Source organism: Goekera deserti (genome assembly GCF_010685995.1).
In the GTDB taxonomy this organism is placed as follows: domain Bacteria; phylum Actinomycetota; class Actinomycetes; order Mycobacteriales; family Geodermatophilaceae; genus Goekera; species Goekera deserti.
The window spans coordinates 262,377-278,937 of the sequence record NZ_JAAGWK010000009.1 but is presented as its reverse complement, the minus strand read 5'-3'; the positions used below and the strand labels follow the sequence as shown (position 1 = coordinate 278,937).

The window sequence follows — 16,561 nt, the reverse complement described above, 5'->3', positions numbered from 1 at the left end:
GGGCCGGTCCAGGTCACTAGCGTCGCGGCCATGAGCTGGACGTGGCAGTTGCAGGACGGTGCGGGAGAGACGATCGACCCGGCCACGCTGGGGGTGGAGGTCCCGGAGATCGACAACCAGGGCGACTCGGAGTCCTGGCTGGGGGAGAACTGGCGCGACCTGCTGGCCCGCGGCGTGCAGGCCGTCGTCCTCTACAACGGCGACGACCCGGTCTACGGCCCGATGGGCCTCACCGCCGCGTGACGGGCAGGCCCCCTGGGGCCTGCCCGTCATCCGGCCCCTCTTCAGGGTCCCGCCGCGAGCTTGCGAGTGGTGGGGGGAAGAGGGGTCCTTTCTCAGCCGCGGGCGGTCTTGCCCGCGTCCCGCTCCACGACGTCCCCGAGCACCTCGTCGATCCTGGCCAGCACCTCCGCGGGGAGGGTGACACCGGCGGCCTGCACGTTGTCGTGCACCTGCTCCGGGCGGCTGGCGCCGACGATGGCAGCCGCCACGTTGCGGTTCTGCAGCACCCACGCGATGGCCAGCTGCGCCATGGACAGCCCCAGGTCGCCGGCGATCGGCTTCAGCTGCTGCACGCGGGTGAGGATGTCGTCGGTCAGGAACGGCTTCATCGAGCCGCCGACCTTCTCGTGCCCGCCGCGGCTGTCGGCCGGCGGTGCCTCGCCGGGCAGGTACTTGCCGGTGAGCACACCCTGGGCGATCGGCGACCAGACGATCTGGCTCACCCCGGCCTCCTCGCTGGCGGGGACGACCTCCTCCTCGATCACCCGCCACAGCATCGAGTACTGCGGCTGGTTGCTGATCAGCTGGATGCCCAGCTCCCGGGCGAGCGCCGCGCCGGCGGTGATCTCCTCCGCGCGCCACTCGGACACCCCGACGTACAGCACCTTGCCGGCCCGCACGAGGTCGGCGAAGGCGGTCATCGTCTCCTCCAGCGGCACCGTGCTGTCGTACCGGTGGGCCTGGTAGAGGTCGATGTGGTCGGTCTGCAACCGCTGCAGGGAGGCGTTGCAGCTCTCGGTGACGTGCTTGCGGGACAGGCCGCGGTCGTTGCGACCCGGACCGGTCGGCCAGTAGACCTTGGTGAAGATCTCCAGCCCCTCGCGGCGCTGGCCCTTCAGTGCCCGCCCGAGGACGGACTCGGCCTTGGTGCCCGCGTAGACGTCCGCAGTGTCGAAGGTGGTGATGCCGGCGTCGAGGGCCGCGTGCACGCAGGCGTGCGCGGCGTCCTCCTCGACCTGGCTCCCGTGGGTCAGCCAGTTGCCGTACGCGATCTCGGAGATGGTCAGGCCTGAGCGGCCGAGGCGTCGGTGTTCCACGTCTCCCGACAGTACGAGCGCCCGAACGGGCCGGTGCAGCGGGGCCTGACCTGCTAGATCTCGTCCCCGAGGCCGACCTGGGCCTTGGGGAATCGCCACCTGCGGATCATCGTGGACCGGCTGATGCCGTACCAGACCAGGCTGCCGGGCTTGTCGGTCGCGTTGGGCAGCCGCTCGGCGACCAGCGTCCTGATCCGGCGGCGCAGCAGCACGGAGTCGACGGCCAGCGCGACGAAGAAGAGCAGGGCGACCAGGCTGCTGTAGCTCTTGAACGCCTCGCTGGGCACCACCAGGCTGACGATGAGGAACAGGGCCAGCAGCAGGAAGACGCTGCCGACGTTGCGGCGCGAGTCGACGATGTCGCGGACGAGCTTCTTGGCCGGTCCGCGGTCACGGGCGGGCAGGTCGGCGTCGACGCCGCGCACGGCGCCCCGGCCGCTCGCGCGCTGGGCCGCCTGCTGATCCCGCATCCGCCGGTAGGCCTCCTTGCGCGTGGTCGGCGGCGGGGGCACCGGGCCCTGCCGCCGGCCCTGGGCCTCGGCGCGCTTGGGCGTCGGGCGCCCCTTCCCGGCGGCGACCAGTTGCTGCTCGGTCAGGTCGACTGCGGGGTCGGGTGCTGCGGCGGCGCGCGACCGGCCGGGGAGACGGAACTTCACGCACCGGACTCTACGTCCAGCAGGGGTGGGTTCCCAGCGACTCACCCCCGGTGCGAGGGGGTGACATCCGGTCGTCCGTGCCTGCGAGGGGCCGCGGGCCCGTACAGTGGGAAGCAGCTCCGCCATGGCGGTGTTGCTCCCGGCAGGAACGCTCCGCAGGGGCACCCGACCGCGGGACAGACGATCAGTGTGGAGGACAGGACATGACCGTGCAGGACACGCAGGCCCCCGGCTCGACCGGCGTCATCTTGAGCGACCCGGCCGCCCTGAAGGTCAAGGCCCTGCTCGACCAGGAGGGCCGTGACGACCTGCGGCTGCGGATCGCCGTGCAGCCCGGCGGCTGCTCCGGTCTGCGCTACCAGCTCTTCTTCGACGAGCGGTTCCTCGACGGCGACCAGGTGCACGAGTTCGGCGGTGTCGAGGTGATCGTCGACCGGATGAGCGGTCCGTACCTCGGCGGCGCGACCATCGACTTCGTCGACACCATCGAGAAGCAGGGCTTCACGATCGACAACCCGAACGCCGGCAGCTCCTGCGCGTGCGGGGACTCGTTCTCCTGATCGACCGCCGGGGCTGACCGACCGCCCCGGCAGACCCCCACCACCACGACGGCGCCCGTCCCCTTGCGGGGGCGGGCGCCGTCGCGTCGTCGGGGTGTCGCGTCGTCGTAGGGGTCAGGCGTCCGGCAGGGGGTCGCTCGGGATCGGGATGCCGCCGCCGGGCGTGCTGGGCGGCGGGACGGTCGAGCCGGGCGGCAGCGTCACCGTGCCGGGACCGCTCGGGGCCGTGGGCGCCGGACCGCCGTCGGAGGGCCCGGTCGTGACCGGGGCCGGGGTGGGCTCGCCGTCCGTGCCGGAGCAGCCGGCCAGCCCCAGCCCGCCGACGATCAGCGCGACCGCCAGCCGCCGCCCGGTCCTGGTCACCGTCGCACCGGCCTCAGAGCCGGACGGGGTACACGGTTGCCGGGATCTGCGGGCGGATCCGCTCCTCCACGAAGACGCCGTGCCAGAGCATGAACACCAGGACGGCCCACAGCTTGCGGGACAGGTCGACCGGTGAGCCGGCGGCCGTGTTGGCGCGGTGCGCGTCCAGCATGGCGAGCACCTGGGCCTTGTCCAGCCACTGGTCGGTCTGGCTGTCCTGGACGACGCCGCGTGCCCAGTCGTGCAGTCCGTCGGCCAGCCAGTGCCGCATCGGCACCGGGAACCCGAGCTTGCGCCGCTCCAGCACGTGCGGCGGCACGATCTGCTCGAGGGCGCGGCGCAACGCGTACTTGGTGGTCTCCCGGGTGACCCGCTGGTCGACCGGGATCGTGCCGGCGACCCGGAACACCTCCGGGTCCAGGAACGGCACGCGCAGCTCCAGCGAGTTGGCCATGGTGACCTTGTCCGCCTTGACCAGGATGTCCCCGCGCAGCCAGGTGAACAGGTCCACGTACTGCATGGCGGTGACGTCGTCGTAGCCGGCGGCGCGGGTGCGCTCGTACAGCTCGCGGGTGACGTCGAGGTGGGACAGCGCCGAGTCGTGGTGCCGCAGCAGGCCGAGGTCCTGCTCGCGGAACAGCCGGGCGTTGCCGTAGTAGCGCTGCTCCAGCGGGATGGACCCGCGACGCAGCAGGTCCTTGCCGCGCATCCCGTCGGGCATCCGGGTGGACAGCGCGCCCAGGGCGCGGCGCACCCCACCCGGCATCCGCTCGAACGCGGCCAGCGACAGCGGCTCGCGGTAGATGTTGTACCCGCCGAACAGCTCGTCGGCCCCCTCGCCGGACAGCACGACCTTGACGTGCTTGCGGGCCTCCCGGGCCACGAAGTACAGCGGCACGAGCGCCGGGTCGGCGACCGGGTCGTCGAGGTACCAGACCACCAGCGGCATGGCCTCGGCGAAGTCCTCCGGCGTCACCACCTTGGTGATGTGCCGGACCCCGATCGCGGCCGCGGACTCCGCGGCGACGTCGATCTCGGAGTAGCCCTGCCGCTCGAACCCGACGGTGAAGGTGAGCAGGTCGGGGTTGTACCGCTTGGCGAGCGCGGCGATCGCGGTGGAGTCGATGCCCCCGGACAGGAACGACCCGACCGTGACGTCGGCTCGCATGTGCACCCGGACCGAGTCGTCCAGGGCCGCGGCGATGCGGTCGTACAGCGGCTGGCGCTCCTGCGGCGCGACCGGGCGCACCGGGAAGGTGGGGTGGAAGTACCGGGTCGTGCGCAGCTCGCCGTCGGCGACGGTGAAGCTGGTGCCGCTCTCGATCCGCGTGATGCCGCGGTGCATGGTGGCCGGCTCGGGCACGTACTGCAGGGTCAGGTACTGCTGCAGCGACGCGGCGTCGACCCCGCCGGCGCCCTCGCTGCCGCCGAGCAGCTCCAGCAGCGCCTTCTTCTCCGAGCTGAAGACCAGCCCGCCGTCGGCCAGCCGCGCGGTGAACAGCGGCTTGATGCCGAACGGGTCCCGGGCGCCGAACGCCGTCCGGGTGTGGGTGTCCCAGATGACGAAGGAGAACATCCCGCGCAGCCGGGGGACGACGGCCTCGCCCCACAGGTGGAAGCCGGCGACGATCACCTCGGTGTCGCCCTCGGTGGCGAAGGTGGCGCCGGCGGCCTGCAGCTCGGTGCGCAGCTCCGGGTAGTTGTAGATCTCGCCGTTGAAGATGATCCGGTAGCGGTCCACCGCGTAGGCCAGCGGCTGCGGGCTGCCGTCGACGTCGATGATCGACAACCGGTTGAACGCGAGCACGGCCCGCTCGTCGGACCACACCGCGGTGTCGTCGGGTCCCCGGTGGTGCAGGCAGGTCAGCGCGCGGCCGACGTCGCCCACGACGGGCTCGGTGACCCGGTCGGCGTCGGTGGACAGGTAGGCCAGCAGGCCGCACATGCAGGGGGCTCCAGGGAGGTCGTCGGTGCGGTGGGGCGGAGGGCCCTGATCAGAGGGGCAGGCCGGCGCGCACCTGCGCGGTCACCCGGCGCTCGGCCCAGAAGGACAGGAACGGGACGACGCCGGCGAGCAGGACCAGGACCGTGCCCTTGGCCGTCCACCGTGCGCGCATCGCCAGGTCGAAGGCGGCGACCAGGTAGACGATGTACAGGAACCCGTGCAGCGGCGAGACCACCTTCGACACCTGCGGCACGTCGAAGCCGTACCGCAGCGGGACGGCGACCAGGACGAGCACCAGCAGCATGACGCCGACCACGAGGGCCATCACCCGGTAGCGCTGCAGGGCGGGCTCCACCGACGCGGGGCCGGTGCTCCGGCGGGGGGTCCCGGTCCGGTCAGCGGGCACGGTCGTCGCTCCTGCCGCGCAGCGCGCGCTCGTTGAGCTCGGCGAGGTAGGCGTTGTACGCCTGCATCTCGGGGTCTCCGGTGGTGTCGATCCGGGGCCGCTGGTAGAGCACGACGGCGTTGCCCGGCTCGTCCTCGTCGGGGTCGCGGTTGATCTCCAGCCGCATCATCTTCAGGTAGAACCAGACACCCATGATCCCGTACAGCGGCCACTGCAGGGCGTAGCTCCAGTTGACCGCCCCGCCGCCGTCCTCGGCCTTGGACAGCTGCCAGTACCCGAGGAACAGGGTGGCGACGAACAGGGCGACGACCAGCAGGTGCAGGAGCACCCACTTCGGGGTCAGCAGCCGGGGGAGCACGCTGCCGACTGTAACCGCCGCGCCCCAGGTCGGGGACCGGCTGCCAGCAGGGTCACAGCCGGGTGTCCGGGCCCGGCCGGCGGGCTCGCGCGGGTCGTCGGACGCCGGTGCTGGGTGAGACCTGCGCCACCCCGGCGGGCCGCGGTCGCACTCCTGGCCGCACCACAGGCCCCTGCCAGCGACGACGCAGTCGTGGGCGGCACGGTGTCCCGCCGCCTGGTCGGCGCGGTCGGCTAGTCTCGGGCCGGACTGGACACGGACGGGTGACGGGTCGACCGGGGCACCGGCGCGACCGCCCGCCGGTGCAACCGCGCGGGGTGTTCCCGGGCGGAGGACGAGGAGGCAACGGGCAGTGGCTCGACGCAGCAAGCTCGCGCGGGTCTCCGCGCTCGGTCTCCTGGGTGTCCTGACGCTCAGCGGGTGCGACCTGAACAACTCGTTCTGGCGGTTCGGGTGGCCCGAGGGCATCACCGACGAGGCCGTGCGGATGCGGGACCTGTGGATCGGGTCCTCGATCGCCGCGCTGGTCGTGGGTGCCGGCGTGTGGGCCCTGATCGCCTACGCCGCGATCCGGTACCGCAAGAAGGGCAACGAGCTCCCCAAGCAGACGGCGTACAACCTGCCGCTGGAGATCATCTACACCGCGGTCCCGTGCGTGATCATCGCCGTCCTGTTCTTCTTCACCGTGGTGACGCAGAACCGGGTGCAGCAGCGCAGCGCGGAGCCGGACGAGACGGTCGTGGTCACCGCGTTCAAGTGGAACTGGGAGTTCACCTACTCGGACACGGCCCCGGACTCCCCGGACGGCACCCCGGTGTCGACGGTGGGCACCAGCGACGCCGTCCCGATCCTGGTGCTGCCGGTCGACCGGACCATCCGCTTCGAGGTGCAGTCCGCCGACGTCATCCACTCCTTCTGGGTGCCGGAGTTCCTCTTCAAGCTCGACGTCATCCCGGGCAACGAGAACGGGCGTGACAACGTCTTCGAGGTCACCGTGCGGGAGCAGGGCGCCTACGTCGGCCGCTGCGCCGAGCTGTGCGGCACCTACCACGCCAACATGCAGTTCGAGGTGCGCTCGGTGTCCGGCGAGGACTACGACGCCTACATCGCCGCCCGCGAGGCCGGCCAGACCACCGCTCAGGCGCTGGAGAGCATCGGCCAGCCGGGCAGCTCCACCACCACCGAGCCGCTGACCATGACCCGCGTCGGGGAGTCCGTGGCCGCCGGTGACTGAGTCCAGCAACCACCCCCTGGTCACGGGCGCCCCGCCCTGCCCCCGGATCCCGCCCTGCCTGCCCGTGGAGGAGCAGCCGTGAAGGTCGAAGCCCTGATGTTCAACGTCATCTGCGCGTTCTGCGTGGTGGCGGCGGTCGTGTACGGCGTGTGGTCCCGGGAGCCGATCGGCACGACGGCGCTGGCCCTCTCGGCGGGTCTCACCGGCCTGGTCGGCGGGTTCTTCTGGTTCGTCTCCCGACGCATCGACGCCCGCCCGGAGGACCTGAAGGACGCCGAGATCGCCGACGGCGCCGGTGAGCTGGGGTTCTTCAGCCCGGGCAGCTACTGGCCGTTCGGACTGGCGCTCTCCGCGGGCGTCATGGGCGTGGCCCTGGCGTTCTACTACCCCTGGCTGATCATCCTGGCCGGAGCGGCGCTGCTGATCACCATCGCCGGGCTGCTCTTCGAGTACTACAGCGGCCAGAACGCCGTGCACTGACCAGGTGCAGCCCAGCTGCATCCCGATCGCCAGCAGGGCCCCTCTCCACGGAGAGGGGCCCTGCTGTGGTCGCGGCCGGCTCAGCAGGGCGCGGGACGGCGGGACCCGCGCCGACGTGCTCCGACCTGGCGGACGTGCTCCGACCTGGCGGAGGAGGCGGAGGCGCTCGCGCCTGATCCGGCCCCGCCGGTAGCTCGTCGTCCACCGGTGCCCACGGGGACGGTGCGACGGCTCCTGGTGGAGACGTGCAGCGTCCCGGCCGCGCGCTGACGAGCCCCCGACGTGCTGCAGCCAGGGCGTGCCGCGGCCAGGACGGGGCGCAGCCACGACGGGGGCAGCTGGGGTGGGGCCACAGCCGGGCGGGCTGTGCGGCACGCCGATGACCGCCCGCACGTCCTCGCGAGGGCCCCGGAGCGGCCTGCGCGACACGTCGTGACCGCAGGGCCCGGGCCATGGCTGCGTGCGCATCCTGCTGCGGGGTGCGGGCACGGGCGCGGGCGCGGGGCTCCTCGGGCACGCGCGTGCTGCCTCGTTGCGGCAGGCTGGAGACGGGCCACGGGTCGGCAGCGGGGTGTGGGGGAGGGCCCCCGGTCTGAGGACGGGCGGCCACGTGCCGGTGGGGGCCGCGGAGCCGGCCAGCGATGAGGTGATGCGCGGACCACGTGCGCCTCACTGCGCCTCGCTGCCCCTGGGCTGCCCTGTGGCCCTCTCCGACGCAGGGAGAGGTGCCGAGGAGGGCGCCGTCGCTGCGGCCACGGCCCCCGGGTGGGCGTCGCCGTCGTCCCCAGGCGCCGCATGGCCTCGGCGTCGTCCACGGCCCCCTCGTGGGCGTTGCCTCGTCCGTGACGGCGGATGGGCGGCGCGCCGTCCGGTGCTCCGGCACCATGTCGGGTCGCCCAGCCAGCGGGCCCCGGCGCCCCCGTCGGCGCGCGCGGCGCAGGCACCCGAGACGCGGAGAGGCCCCGTACGGCGGTGCCGTACGGGGCCTCTGCGGTGCTGGGTGCGCTGAGTCAGTCGCGCGGTTCCTGCGGGCGTCCACCCTCGCTGGGGCGACCACCCTCGGACGGGCGACCACCGTCGCTCGGCCGGCCGGAGCCGGTGAGCTCGGGCTGGTCCGCGCCCTCGGTCAGAGCGCGACCGCGAGCGTCCTCGAGAGCCACCTGGGACGGCTCCTCCAGGGGGGAGAAGAAGCCCTTGACCGCACGCCGGGCGCCACCCACCTGGTTCATCCGCTTCGGCACCGGAGCGCCGCCGTAGGCCAGCTGGCCGTGGCCGTGCTCGTCGACCGGGCCGAGCGGCTGGTGCACCTCGATGAACTCACCGCTGGGCAGGCGCCGGATGACACCGGTCTCGATGCCGTGCTCCAGCACCTCACGGTCGTGGCGCTGCAGGCCCAGACAGATCCGGTAGGTGAGCACGTAGGCGACGGGCGGCACCACGATGCAGCCGATGCGGCCGATCCAGGTCATGGCGTTCAGGCTGATGTCGAACTTGTCGGCGATCAGGTCGTTGCCGCCGGAGATCAGCAGCACGATGTAGAACGACAGGGCCATCGCGCCCAGCGAGGTGCGCACCGGCACGTCGCGGGGGCGCTGGAGCAGGTGGTGGGACGCCGTGTCGCCGGTGAGCCGGCGCTCGATGACCGGGTAGAGGGCGAGCACCGCGAACATCGCGCCTGCCGCCACCAGCGTCGGCCAGAAGATCGCCGGGATGTTGTAGTCACCCGGGAGCTCGATGTCCCAGGCCGGCATGAGCCGGCTGGAGCCGTCGAGGAAGCCGATGTACCAGTCGGGCTGCGAGCCGGCCGACACCTGCGCCGGGTTGTACGGCCCGAACAGCCAGATCGGGTTGATCTGCACCAGGCCGCCCAGGGCGGCGAGCAGGCCGAACACGATGAAGAACAGGGCACCGCCCTTGGCCGCGAAGGCCGGGAAGAGCCGGCTGCCCACCACGTTGTGCTCGGTCCGGCCGGGGCCGGGGAACTGGGTGTGCTTCTGCTTCACCAGGATGAGCAGGTGCGCGGCGATCAGCGCCAGGATGATCGCCGGGACGATCAGCACGTGCAGGATGTAGAGCCGGCCGATGATGAACTCGCCCGGGTAGTCCCCGTTGAACACCGCGAAGTACACCCAGGTGCCGATCACCGGGATGGCCAGCATGATCGCGCTCGCGATCCGCAGGCCGGTGCCGGAGAGCAGGTCGTCGGGCAGCGAGTAGCCGGCGAAGCCCTCGACGAGGCCGAGGATCAGCAGCACCACGCCGATGTACCAGTTGGTCTCCCGCGGGCGGCGGAACGCGCCGGTGAAGAAGATGCGCAGCAGGTGCACCACGATCGAGGCCATGAACAGCAGGGCGGCCCAGTGGTGGATCTGCCGCAGGATCAGGCCACCGCGGACGTCGAAGGAGATGCCGAGCGTCGACTCGTACGCCGCGGACATCTCCACACCGCGCAGCGGGGCGTAGGCGCCCTCGTAGACGACCTCCCTCATGGAGGCGTCGTAGAAGAACGTCAGGTAGGTCCCAGACAGCAGGAGTACGACGAACGAGTACAGGGCGATCTCACCGAGGAGGAACGACCAGTGGTCCGGGAAGACCTTGTTGAGCGTGCGGCGCAGGGGGCCGGCGACGATGAGGCGGTCGTCGACCTGGTAGGCCGCCCGGGCGGCCAGGCTCTTCGGGGGAGCCGGACGGGCCGGCGATGACTGTGGCGCCGTGGAAGTGGCCATCAGATCCGCTCTCGGTTCCAGTAGGTGGGTCCTACCGGCTCAATGTAGTCGCTGCGCGCCACGAAGTAGCCCTCGTCGTCGAGCCCGATGGGCAGCTGCGGCAGGGAGCGCGCCGCCGGGCCGAAGATCGGCTTGGCGCCCTGGGTGACGTCGAACTGGGACTGGTGGCAGGGGCACAGGATGCGGCTGGTCTCCTGCTCGTACAGGGAGACCGGGCAGCCGGCGTGCGTGCAGATCTTCGAGTAGGCGACGTAGTCCCCGTAGCCGAAGTCCTCCTGCCCCTGCTTCGGCACGTTCTCCGCCATCTGCTCGGGGCGCAGGCGGATCAGCATGGTGGCGGCGTCGGACTGGAAGTCGCCGCCGGGCACGGCCGGGAAGACCGTCTCCAGGGAACCGGGGGTCTGGTCGCCGGGACGGATCGGTGTGCCGTCGTCGCGGACCAGGCGCACGCCGGTGTTCCAGGACGTCGTCCCGAGGGGGTTGCCGGTGTTCGGGTTCTTGATGAGGCCACCGAGCGGGGCGATGATCATGACCCCGACGCCGGCACCCATCAGGCCCAGCACGCCGCCCAGCAGCTTGCGCCGCGGCAGGCCGCTGGCCTCCAGGCCGCCCATCAGGGTGGCGCCGGTGGTGACCCGGTCGAAGTTCGACCCGTCGTGCTTGTCCTGGACCGCGGTCTCGTGCGGCAGCAGCTTCTTGACGTAGAGCACCAGACCGATGCCCACCAGCAGCAGCGCACCGCCCATGGTGGCGCCCAGCAGCGGCGTGAAGTAGGCGCTCCAGCCGTCGTCGGAGGACACCCACGCCCAGTCGGGCAGGAACCAGCCGGAGCCGGCGTAGACGACCAGGAACAGCAGCGAGAGCAGGCCGGCCAGCAGGAACGTGATGGTGACCTGGCGGACCGCGGCCTTCTCCACCTTCGAGCCGGGCGGCGGGGCGGGCTCGGTGTGCAGGATCTCGACGCCGTCGAGCCGGGCGCCGAGGCGGTCCAGCTCCTCCCGGGTCATCCGCTGCAGGCGCTCCGGCGGGTACTCGTCGTCCGGTCCGCCGTGGAGCGGGCCGGGCTCGTCGGCACCGCCCTGCGAGCCGGGTCGGTCGTGGTCTGTCGTGGTCACGCCTTGGTCCCCATCCAGAAGACGCCGAAGAGCAGGGCGCCGATGCCGACGGTCCAGATGACCAGGCCCTCGGAGACGGGGCCGGCCCGTCCGATGCCGGCGCCACCCGGGTCGGCCTGGGCCCCCATGGTCTGCACGTAGTTGACGATCGCGCGCTTCTGCTCGGGGGTGATCTGGTTGTCCCCGAAGACCGGCATGTTCTCCGGTCCGCTGAGCATCGCGGTGTAGATCTCCAGGTCGTTGGCGTCGTGCAGGCTCGGGGCGGCCTTGCCCGAGGACAGCGCGCCACCCTGGCCGGTGAAGTTGTGGCACTGGGAGCAGTTCAGCCGGAAGAGCTCGCCGCCCTCGGCCACGTCACCGGCGCGCAGGTCGCCGCTGGGCAGCGTGGGACCGCCGCCGTTGGCCTGCACGTAGGCCATCAGCTGGTCGATCTCCTCGTCGGTGAAGACGGCGGGCTTCTGGGCCGCCTGCGCCTCCTGGCGCACCAGCGGCATGCGCCCGGTGTGCACCTGGAAGTAGACGGCGGCCTCGCCGACACCGATCAGGGACGGGCCGCGGTTCTCCACGCCCTCCAGGTTGCTGCCGTGGCAGGTGATGCAGCTGTTCTCGTACAGCGCCTGGCCCTCGACGACGGCGGACGCCTGGATGTCGGAGTCCTCGTCGGCGGCGTTGGCCGGGGCGAGCGCGGAGTACCCGACGCCGGTGAGGACCAGGGCGGCCATCAGGCCGGCCACGTTGGTCATCCGGCGGCGCTGCTTGGAGCGGCGACGACCGCGGGCGGCCTCGGCGGGGGAGAGGCCGTCGGCCGGTGAGGAGGTGCGCCGGTCGAGGCGGGCGCGGAGACGACCGCGGAACCCGGCGTCGAGCGGGGAGTCGGACTGCGAGTGCGGAGAGGACACCGGATCCCTACTGGATGAGGTAGATCGTGACGAAGAGCCCGACCCAGACGACGTCGACGAAGTGCCAGTAGTAGGAGACCACGATCGCCGAGGTCGCCTGGGCTGGCGTGAAACGGCCCATGGTGGACCGGATGAGCACGAAGACGAAGGCGATGAGCCCGCCGATGACGTGCAGTGCGTGGAACCCGGTGGTCAGGAAGAACACCGAGCCGAAGGTGGAGCTGGCGATCGTCGTGTCGTGCTCGACGACGAGGGTGCGGTACTCCCAGGCCTGGCCGAGCACGAAGACGAGCCCCATGATCGTCGTGATGGCGAACCAGCGACGCAGGCCGAAGACGTTGCCGTTCTCCGCCGCGAAGACGCCCAGCTGGCAGGTGACCGACGAGGCGACCAGGATCAGCGTGAAGACCAGGGCGTACGGGACGTCGAGCTCGCTGGGGGGTGGCGGCCACTCGCCCTCCACCCGGGCGCGGGCGGTGAAGTACATGGCGAACAGGCCGGCGAAGAACATCAGCTCGCTCGAGAGCCAGACGATCGTGCCGACACTGACCATGTTCGGTCGGGTCAGGGAGTGCACCCGGGACGTGTCGAAGGTGCTGCTCATCGGGGGAGCCGTTGTCACGCGGCCATTATGTGCACGGTCTGGGGTCACTTACGACCTCGGGTGCGCAACGCGCCGGGTGAGGGATCACACCGCTCGGCGCGCCGGTGCGTGACCCGGTCGCCGCACTGCCGGTGTCACCCGGTCGGGGCACTAGGCTCGCCGGTGTGATCGACGTCGCCGGACCCGCCACCGTGCTGGTCTTCAGCCACCGCGCCGAGGTCCGCTCGGCCCTGCGCACCGCCATCGGCCAGCAGCCGGCCGCGGACGTCGGGCCCCTCCACTGGGTGGAGTGCAGCAGCGGTGACGAGGTCGTGGCCGCCGTCGACGCCGGTGGCGTCGACCTCTGCCTGCTGGACGGCGAGGGCCAGCCGACCGGCGGCATGGGGATCAGCCGCCAGCTCAAGCACGAGATCACCGACTGCCCGGCGATCTGCGTGGTCATCGCCCGGCAGGCCGACCGGTGGCTGGCGCACTGGTCGATGGCGGACGGGACGCTGGCCCACCCGGTCGACCCGCTGGTCGCCCCCGAGGTCGTCGCCGGCCTGCTGCGTGACCGGGCCTCCGCCGGGCGCCGGCCGGCCCCGCGGCGCTGACCTGCCCGCGCCGATGAGCCTCCCGCCCCCGCCCGAGGGCACCGCTGCGCCCACGTGGCCGCGGCTGCTGTCCCGGCTGCTCGACGGGCACGACCTGACCGCCGCCGACACGTCCTGGGCGATGCGCGAGGTGATGACCGGTGAGGCCACCCCGGCCCAGGTGGCCGCCTTCGCCGTCGCCCTGCGCGCGAAGGGGGAGTCGCCGGACGAGGTGGCCGGCATGGCCGCGGCGATGCTCGACCAGGCCACCCCCGTCCCGCTGTCGATGGACTGCGTGGACATCGTGGGTACCGGTGGGGACGGCGCGCACACCGTCAACATCTCTACCATGGCCGCGATCGTGACCGCGGCGGCCGGGGTGCCGGTGGCCAAGCACGGCAACCGGGCGGCGTCGTCGACCAGCGGTGCGGCCGACGTGCTGGAGGCGCTGGGCGTGGTGATCGACCTGCCGGCGGCCGGGGTGTCCCGGTGCGTGGAGGAGGCGGGCATCGGCTTCTTCTTCGCCCCGGTGTTCCACCCGGGCATGCGGCACACCGCCGTGCCCCGCCGGGAGATGGGCATCCGCACCGTCTTCAACTTCCTCGGCCCGCTCACGAACCCGGCCCGCCCGGTCGCGGCCGCCGTCGGGTGCGCGGACGCGCGGATGGCCCCGGTGCTGGCCGCGGTGCTCGCCGGGCGGGGCGGCCGGGCACTGGTCTTCCGGGGCGACGACGGGCTGGACGAGCTGACCACCGCCACCACGTCCTCGGTGTGGGTGGTCCGGGACGGCGAGGTCGTGGCCGAGCGGCTGGACCCGGGTGCACTGGGGCTGCCGGCCTCGGGGCTGGACGCGCTGCGCGGCGGGGACGCCGCCGCCAACGCCGACGTGGTGCGCCGGCTGGTGGCCGGGGAGCGTGGCCCGGTGCGGGACGCGGTGCTGCTGAACGCGGCGGCGGCTCTCGCCGCCGCCGACCCGCACGCCACCCGGCTGCACGACGCACTGCGCGCCGGGCTCGCCCGCGCCGGCGCAGCCGTGGACGACGGTCGCGCCTCCGCCCTGCTGGACCGCTGGACCGCCGTCAGCCGCGCTGCCCGCGACACCCCCCACTGACGACGCCCCCCTGACGACGCCCGTCGGCCCCCGCGCAGGGGCCCGCCGCGAGCGTGCGAGTGGTGGGGGGCGAGGGGCCTCAGTCCATGCCGATGGAGAAGGCCGCTTCCAGGTCGTGGCGGGAGTAGGTGCGGAAGGCGATGTGGGTGGCGGTGTCGAGCACCCCGGGCACCTTGTTGATCCGGCCGGCCACGACCTCGGCGATCTCCGGGAACTCGCGGACCCGGACCAGGGCGACGAGGTCGACGTCGCCGGCGACGGAGTAGACCTCGCTCACCCCGGGCAGGCCGGCGACGGTCTCGGCGACCTCGCCGATCGAGTCGGTGGCCGCGTCGATCATGACGATGGCGGTGATCACAGGGCGATGCTAGCCGCGCGCCGACCCCGGGTCGGGCCGGACGCCGGGTGCCGCGCGCCGGTGCCGGCCACCCGCTCGGGGCGGGCCCGGGTGCCGAGCGAGCGCCCGTCGGCGAAGGGGTCGGTGGAGACACGGCCGGCCTCCACGCGGGCCAGGAACGCCGCCAGCCGCCCGATGCCCGGAGCCCGGCTGGCGAGCGTGCCCTCGACGTCGACCAGCCGGGTGCCGGGCTCCTCCATCCAGCGCAGCACCAGCTCGGTCTCGTCGACCGAGGCCGCCAGCTCGCCGGCCGGACCCGCGGGGGTCTCCGCGGTGGCCAGCAGGCCGGCCAGGTGGGCCCGCACCGGGACGCCGCGGGCAGCGACCGAGGCGGCCACCAGCCGGCCGCGGCGCACCACCGCCAGCTCCCAGCCGCCGGCGCCGTCGGGCCGGGCGAGCGCCATCTCGGGCACCCGGGCCAGGTTCTCCAGGCGCTGGCGCCGGCGCACCGCGCGCAGCAGCACCGCCACCCGGTCACGGAGCACCGCGGCGTCCTCGTAGCGGGCCTCGCCGGCCAGCCGGTCGACCCGGGCCAGCAGCGGTGCGACCAGCGCGTGCGGGTCGGAGTCGACGGCGGCGCGGAACACCTCGGCGACGGTCGCGTACTCCTCCTTGCTCTGTGCTCCGGTGCACGGCGCCCCGCAGCGGCCCATGTCGGCCAGGGCGCACGCCGAGCCGAGCACGGTGAGCGAGAGCCGCGGGGTGCACTGGCGCAGCGGCAGCGCCTCGTGCACCGCGGCGACCGCGGCCTCGGCCGCCCGGCGGTCCGGGAACGGGCCCAGGAAGACCCCGGCTCCGGGCCGGACCCGCCGCACGACCGACAGGCGGGGGAAGTGCTCGTTGGTCAGCCGGACCCACAGTGCCCGCTCGGGGAAGCGCGAGCGCCGGTTGTACCGCGGCTTGTGCTCGGCGATCAGCCGCAGCTCGCGCACCGCGGCCTCCAGCCCGTGGGCGCAGGGCAGCGCCTCGACGCGCTCGGCGAGCGCCACCATCTCGGTCATCCGGCGGCGCTGCTCCCCGGCGGAGAAGTAGCTGCGCACCCGGGTGCGCAGGTCGGTGGAGGTGCCCACGTACAGCGGCTCGTCCCGCGGCCCCCGGAACACGTAGACCCCCGGGCCCTCGGGCACCCCGGCGGCGAGGTGCCGCTTCTGCCGGCGGCGCGGGTCGACCTGCCGGTTGATCCCGGTGAGCTCCTCCAGGCAGGAGACGCCCAGCGGGCCGAGCCGCTCGAGGAGCCCGTGCAGGACGTCGACGGTGGCCCGGGCGTCGTCCAGGGCGCGGTGGGTGGGGGAGGTGGTGGCCGAGAAGTAGGGCGCCAGGGTGGACAGCTTGCAGTTGGGCACCTCGTCGCGGGTGAGCAGCCGGCGGGCGAGCACCGCGGTGTCCACCGAGGCGCAGGCCGGCCAGAGCAGGCCCGACTCCGCGCAGGCGGCCTTGAGGAAGCCGAGGTCGAACGGGGCGTTGTGGGCCACCAGCACCGCACCCCGGGCGAACTCCAGGAAGGCGGGCAGCACCGCGGCGATGCGGGGCGCGCTGGCCACCATGGTGGAGGTGATGCCGGTCAGCACGCTGATGTAGGGCGGGATCTCCTGCCCGGGGTCGACCAGGGTCTGGAACTCGCCGACCACCACGCCACCGCGGACCTTGACCGCGCCGATCTCGGTGATGGCGCAGTCCTTCGGTGAGCCGCCGGTGGTCTCCAGGTCGACGACCACGAACGTGACCTCGGACAGCGGCGTCCCGACGTCGTCGATCGTGATCTGCTGGTGACGGGGAGTGGTGGAGGCGGGCACGGGCGGGACGGTAGGTCAGGGGT

At 72.9% G+C, this 16,561-nt stretch carries 18 protein-coding genes; 6 read left to right on the top strand and 12 right to left on the bottom strand.

The window, feature by feature from the left end; all coding sequences use genetic code 11:
• Positions 1-30 precede the first annotated feature (30 nt).
• Positions 31-243 carry a hypothetical protein gene (locus tag G1H19_RS05690; protein ID WP_152728664.1) on the top strand — a complete coding sequence of 71 codons (213 nt, stop codon included), beginning with the start codon at positions 31-33 and terminating at the stop codon, positions 241-243.
• A gap of 92 nt (positions 244-335) precedes the next feature.
• Here the strand turns inward: G1H19_RS05690 and G1H19_RS05685 are convergent, their stop codons facing one another.
• Together G1H19_RS05685 and G1H19_RS05680 are read right to left on the bottom strand one after the other, a co-directional pair.
• Positions 336-1,319, bottom strand: coding sequence for an aldo/keto reductase family protein (locus G1H19_RS05685; protein ID WP_162392572.1), 984 nt, complete (start codon positions 1,317-1,319; stop codon positions 336-338).
• 53 nt (positions 1,320-1,372) lie between these two features.
• Positions 1,373-1,975, bottom strand: coding sequence for a DUF3043 domain-containing protein (locus G1H19_RS05680; protein ID WP_235928010.1), 603 nt, complete (start codon positions 1,973-1,975; stop codon positions 1,373-1,375).
• 203 nt (positions 1,976-2,178) lie between these two features.
• Between G1H19_RS05680 and G1H19_RS05675 the strand changes: the two genes are divergently transcribed.
• Positions 2,179-2,535 (top strand): HesB/IscA family protein, encoded by a 357-nt coding sequence (locus G1H19_RS05675; protein WP_152728670.1) that lies wholly within the window; start codon positions 2,179-2,181, stop codon positions 2,533-2,535.
• A 114-nt stretch (positions 2,536-2,649) separates the two neighbouring features.
• Here G1H19_RS05675 and G1H19_RS05670 read toward each other — a convergent pair whose 3' ends face one another.
• Genes G1H19_RS05670 through G1H19_RS05655 form a run of 4 tightly spaced genes read right to left on the bottom strand, consistent with a single transcriptional unit; the run spans position 2,650 to position 5,607 of the window.
• Positions 2,650-2,898, bottom strand: a complete 249-nt coding sequence (locus tag G1H19_RS05670) for a YdgH/BhsA/McbA family protein (RefSeq protein ID WP_152728672.1) — start codon at positions 2,896-2,898, stop codon at positions 2,650-2,652.
• A 13-nt stretch (positions 2,899-2,911) separates the two neighbouring features.
• Positions 2,912-4,843 (bottom strand): asparagine synthase (glutamine-hydrolyzing), encoded by a 1,932-nt coding sequence (gene asnB / locus G1H19_RS05665; RefSeq protein ID WP_152728675.1) that lies wholly within the window; start codon positions 4,841-4,843, stop codon positions 2,912-2,914.
• Between the two features lie 49 nt (positions 4,844-4,892).
• Positions 4,893-5,249: a DUF3817 domain-containing protein gene (locus G1H19_RS05660; protein WP_235928009.1), complete on the bottom strand. Its 357-nt coding sequence runs from the start codon at positions 5,247-5,249 to the stop codon at positions 4,893-4,895.
• On the bottom strand, positions 5,239-5,607 hold the full coding sequence (locus tag G1H19_RS05655) for a metalloprotease (RefSeq protein ID WP_162392571.1): 369 nt from the start codon (positions 5,605-5,607) through the stop codon (positions 5,239-5,241). Before G1H19_RS05655 ends, G1H19_RS05660 begins: the two co-directional genes overlap by 11 nt.
• A 352-nt stretch (positions 5,608-5,959) precedes the next feature.
• Between G1H19_RS05655 and ctaC the strand changes: the two genes are divergently transcribed.
• Together ctaC and G1H19_RS05645 are read left to right on the top strand one after the other, a co-directional pair.
• Positions 5,960-6,841, top strand: a complete 882-nt coding sequence (gene ctaC, locus G1H19_RS05650) for an aa3-type cytochrome oxidase subunit II (protein WP_162392570.1) — start codon at positions 5,960-5,962, stop codon at positions 6,839-6,841.
• Positions 6,842-6,919: 78 nt separating this feature from the next.
• Entirely contained in the window at positions 6,920-7,321 is a 402-nt protein-coding gene (locus G1H19_RS05645; protein WP_162392569.1) for a cytochrome c oxidase subunit 4, read from the top strand.
• 1,010 nt (positions 7,322-8,331) lie between these two features.
• Here the strand turns inward: G1H19_RS05645 and qcrB are convergent.
• Genes qcrB through ctaE form a run of 4 tightly spaced genes read right to left on the bottom strand, consistent with a single transcriptional unit; the run spans position 8,332 to position 12,683 of the window.
• Positions 8,332-10,047, bottom strand: a complete 1,716-nt coding sequence (qcrB, locus tag G1H19_RS05640; protein WP_152728677.1) for a cytochrome bc1 complex cytochrome b subunit — start codon at positions 10,045-10,047, stop codon at positions 8,332-8,334.
• Positions 10,047-11,162 (bottom strand): cytochrome bc1 complex Rieske iron-sulfur subunit, encoded by a 1,116-nt coding sequence (gene qcrA, locus G1H19_RS05635; RefSeq protein WP_235928008.1) that lies wholly within the window; start codon positions 11,160-11,162, stop codon positions 10,047-10,049. Before qcrA ends, qcrB begins: the two co-directional genes overlap by 1 nt.
• Positions 11,159-12,061 (bottom strand): cytochrome bc1 complex diheme cytochrome c subunit, encoded by a 903-nt coding sequence (qcrC, locus tag G1H19_RS05630; protein WP_235928007.1) that lies wholly within the window; start codon positions 12,059-12,061, stop codon positions 11,159-11,161. The genes qcrA and qcrC overlap by 4 nt, the downstream gene beginning before the upstream one ends.
• A gap of 7 nt (positions 12,062-12,068) precedes the next feature.
• On the bottom strand, positions 12,069-12,683 hold the full coding sequence (gene ctaE / locus G1H19_RS05625) for an aa3-type cytochrome oxidase subunit III (protein WP_235928006.1): 615 nt from the start codon (positions 12,681-12,683) through the stop codon (positions 12,069-12,071).
• Between the two features lie 146 nt (positions 12,684-12,829).
• Here ctaE and G1H19_RS05620 point away from each other — a divergent pair, with 146 nt between their 5' ends.
• Together G1H19_RS05620 and trpD are read left to right on the top strand one after the other, a co-directional pair.
• On the top strand, positions 12,830-13,258 hold the full coding sequence (locus G1H19_RS05620) for a response regulator (protein WP_235928005.1): 429 nt from the start codon (positions 12,830-12,832) through the stop codon (positions 13,256-13,258).
• Positions 13,259-13,271: 13 nt separating this feature from the next.
• Positions 13,272-14,348 carry an anthranilate phosphoribosyltransferase gene (trpD, locus tag G1H19_RS05615; RefSeq protein ID WP_152728679.1) on the top strand — a complete coding sequence of 359 codons (1,077 nt, stop codon included), beginning with the start codon at positions 13,272-13,274 and terminating at the stop codon, positions 14,346-14,348.
• Positions 14,349-14,427: 79 nt separating this feature from the next.
• On the opposite strand, the gene G1H19_RS05610 is transcribed toward trpD, so the two are convergent.
• Both G1H19_RS05610 and G1H19_RS05605 read right to left on the bottom strand, forming a co-directional pair.
• Complete coding sequence (locus G1H19_RS05610) at positions 14,428-14,706, bottom strand: Lrp/AsnC family transcriptional regulator (RefSeq protein WP_162392568.1); 279 nt, start codon at positions 14,704-14,706, stop codon at positions 14,428-14,430.
• Positions 14,703-16,538: a DEDD exonuclease domain-containing protein gene (locus G1H19_RS05605; RefSeq protein WP_162392567.1), complete on the bottom strand. Its 1,836-nt coding sequence runs from the start codon at positions 16,536-16,538 to the stop codon at positions 14,703-14,705. The genes G1H19_RS05610 and G1H19_RS05605 overlap by 4 nt, the downstream gene beginning before the upstream one ends.
• Between the last annotated feature and the right edge of the window lie 23 nt (positions 16,539-16,561).

Coding starts and splice junctions, on each gene's coding strand:
- G1H19_RS05690 (WP_152728664.1), top strand. CDS start 31: ATGAGCTGGACGTGGCAGTTGCAGGACGGTGCGGGAGAGACGATCGAC.
- G1H19_RS05675 (WP_152728670.1), top strand. CDS start 2,179: ATGACCGTGCAGGACACGCAGGCCCCCGGCTCGACCGGCGTCATCTTG.
- asnB (WP_152728675.1), bottom strand. CDS start 4,843: ATGTGCGGCCTGCTGGCCTACCTGTCCACCGACGCCGACCGGGTCACC.
- qcrB (WP_152728677.1), bottom strand. CDS start 10,047: ATGGCCACTTCCACGGCGCCACAGTCATCGCCGGCCCGTCCGGCTCCC.
- trpD (WP_152728679.1), top strand. CDS start 13,272: ATGAGCCTCCCGCCCCCGCCCGAGGGCACCGCTGCGCCCACGTGGCCG.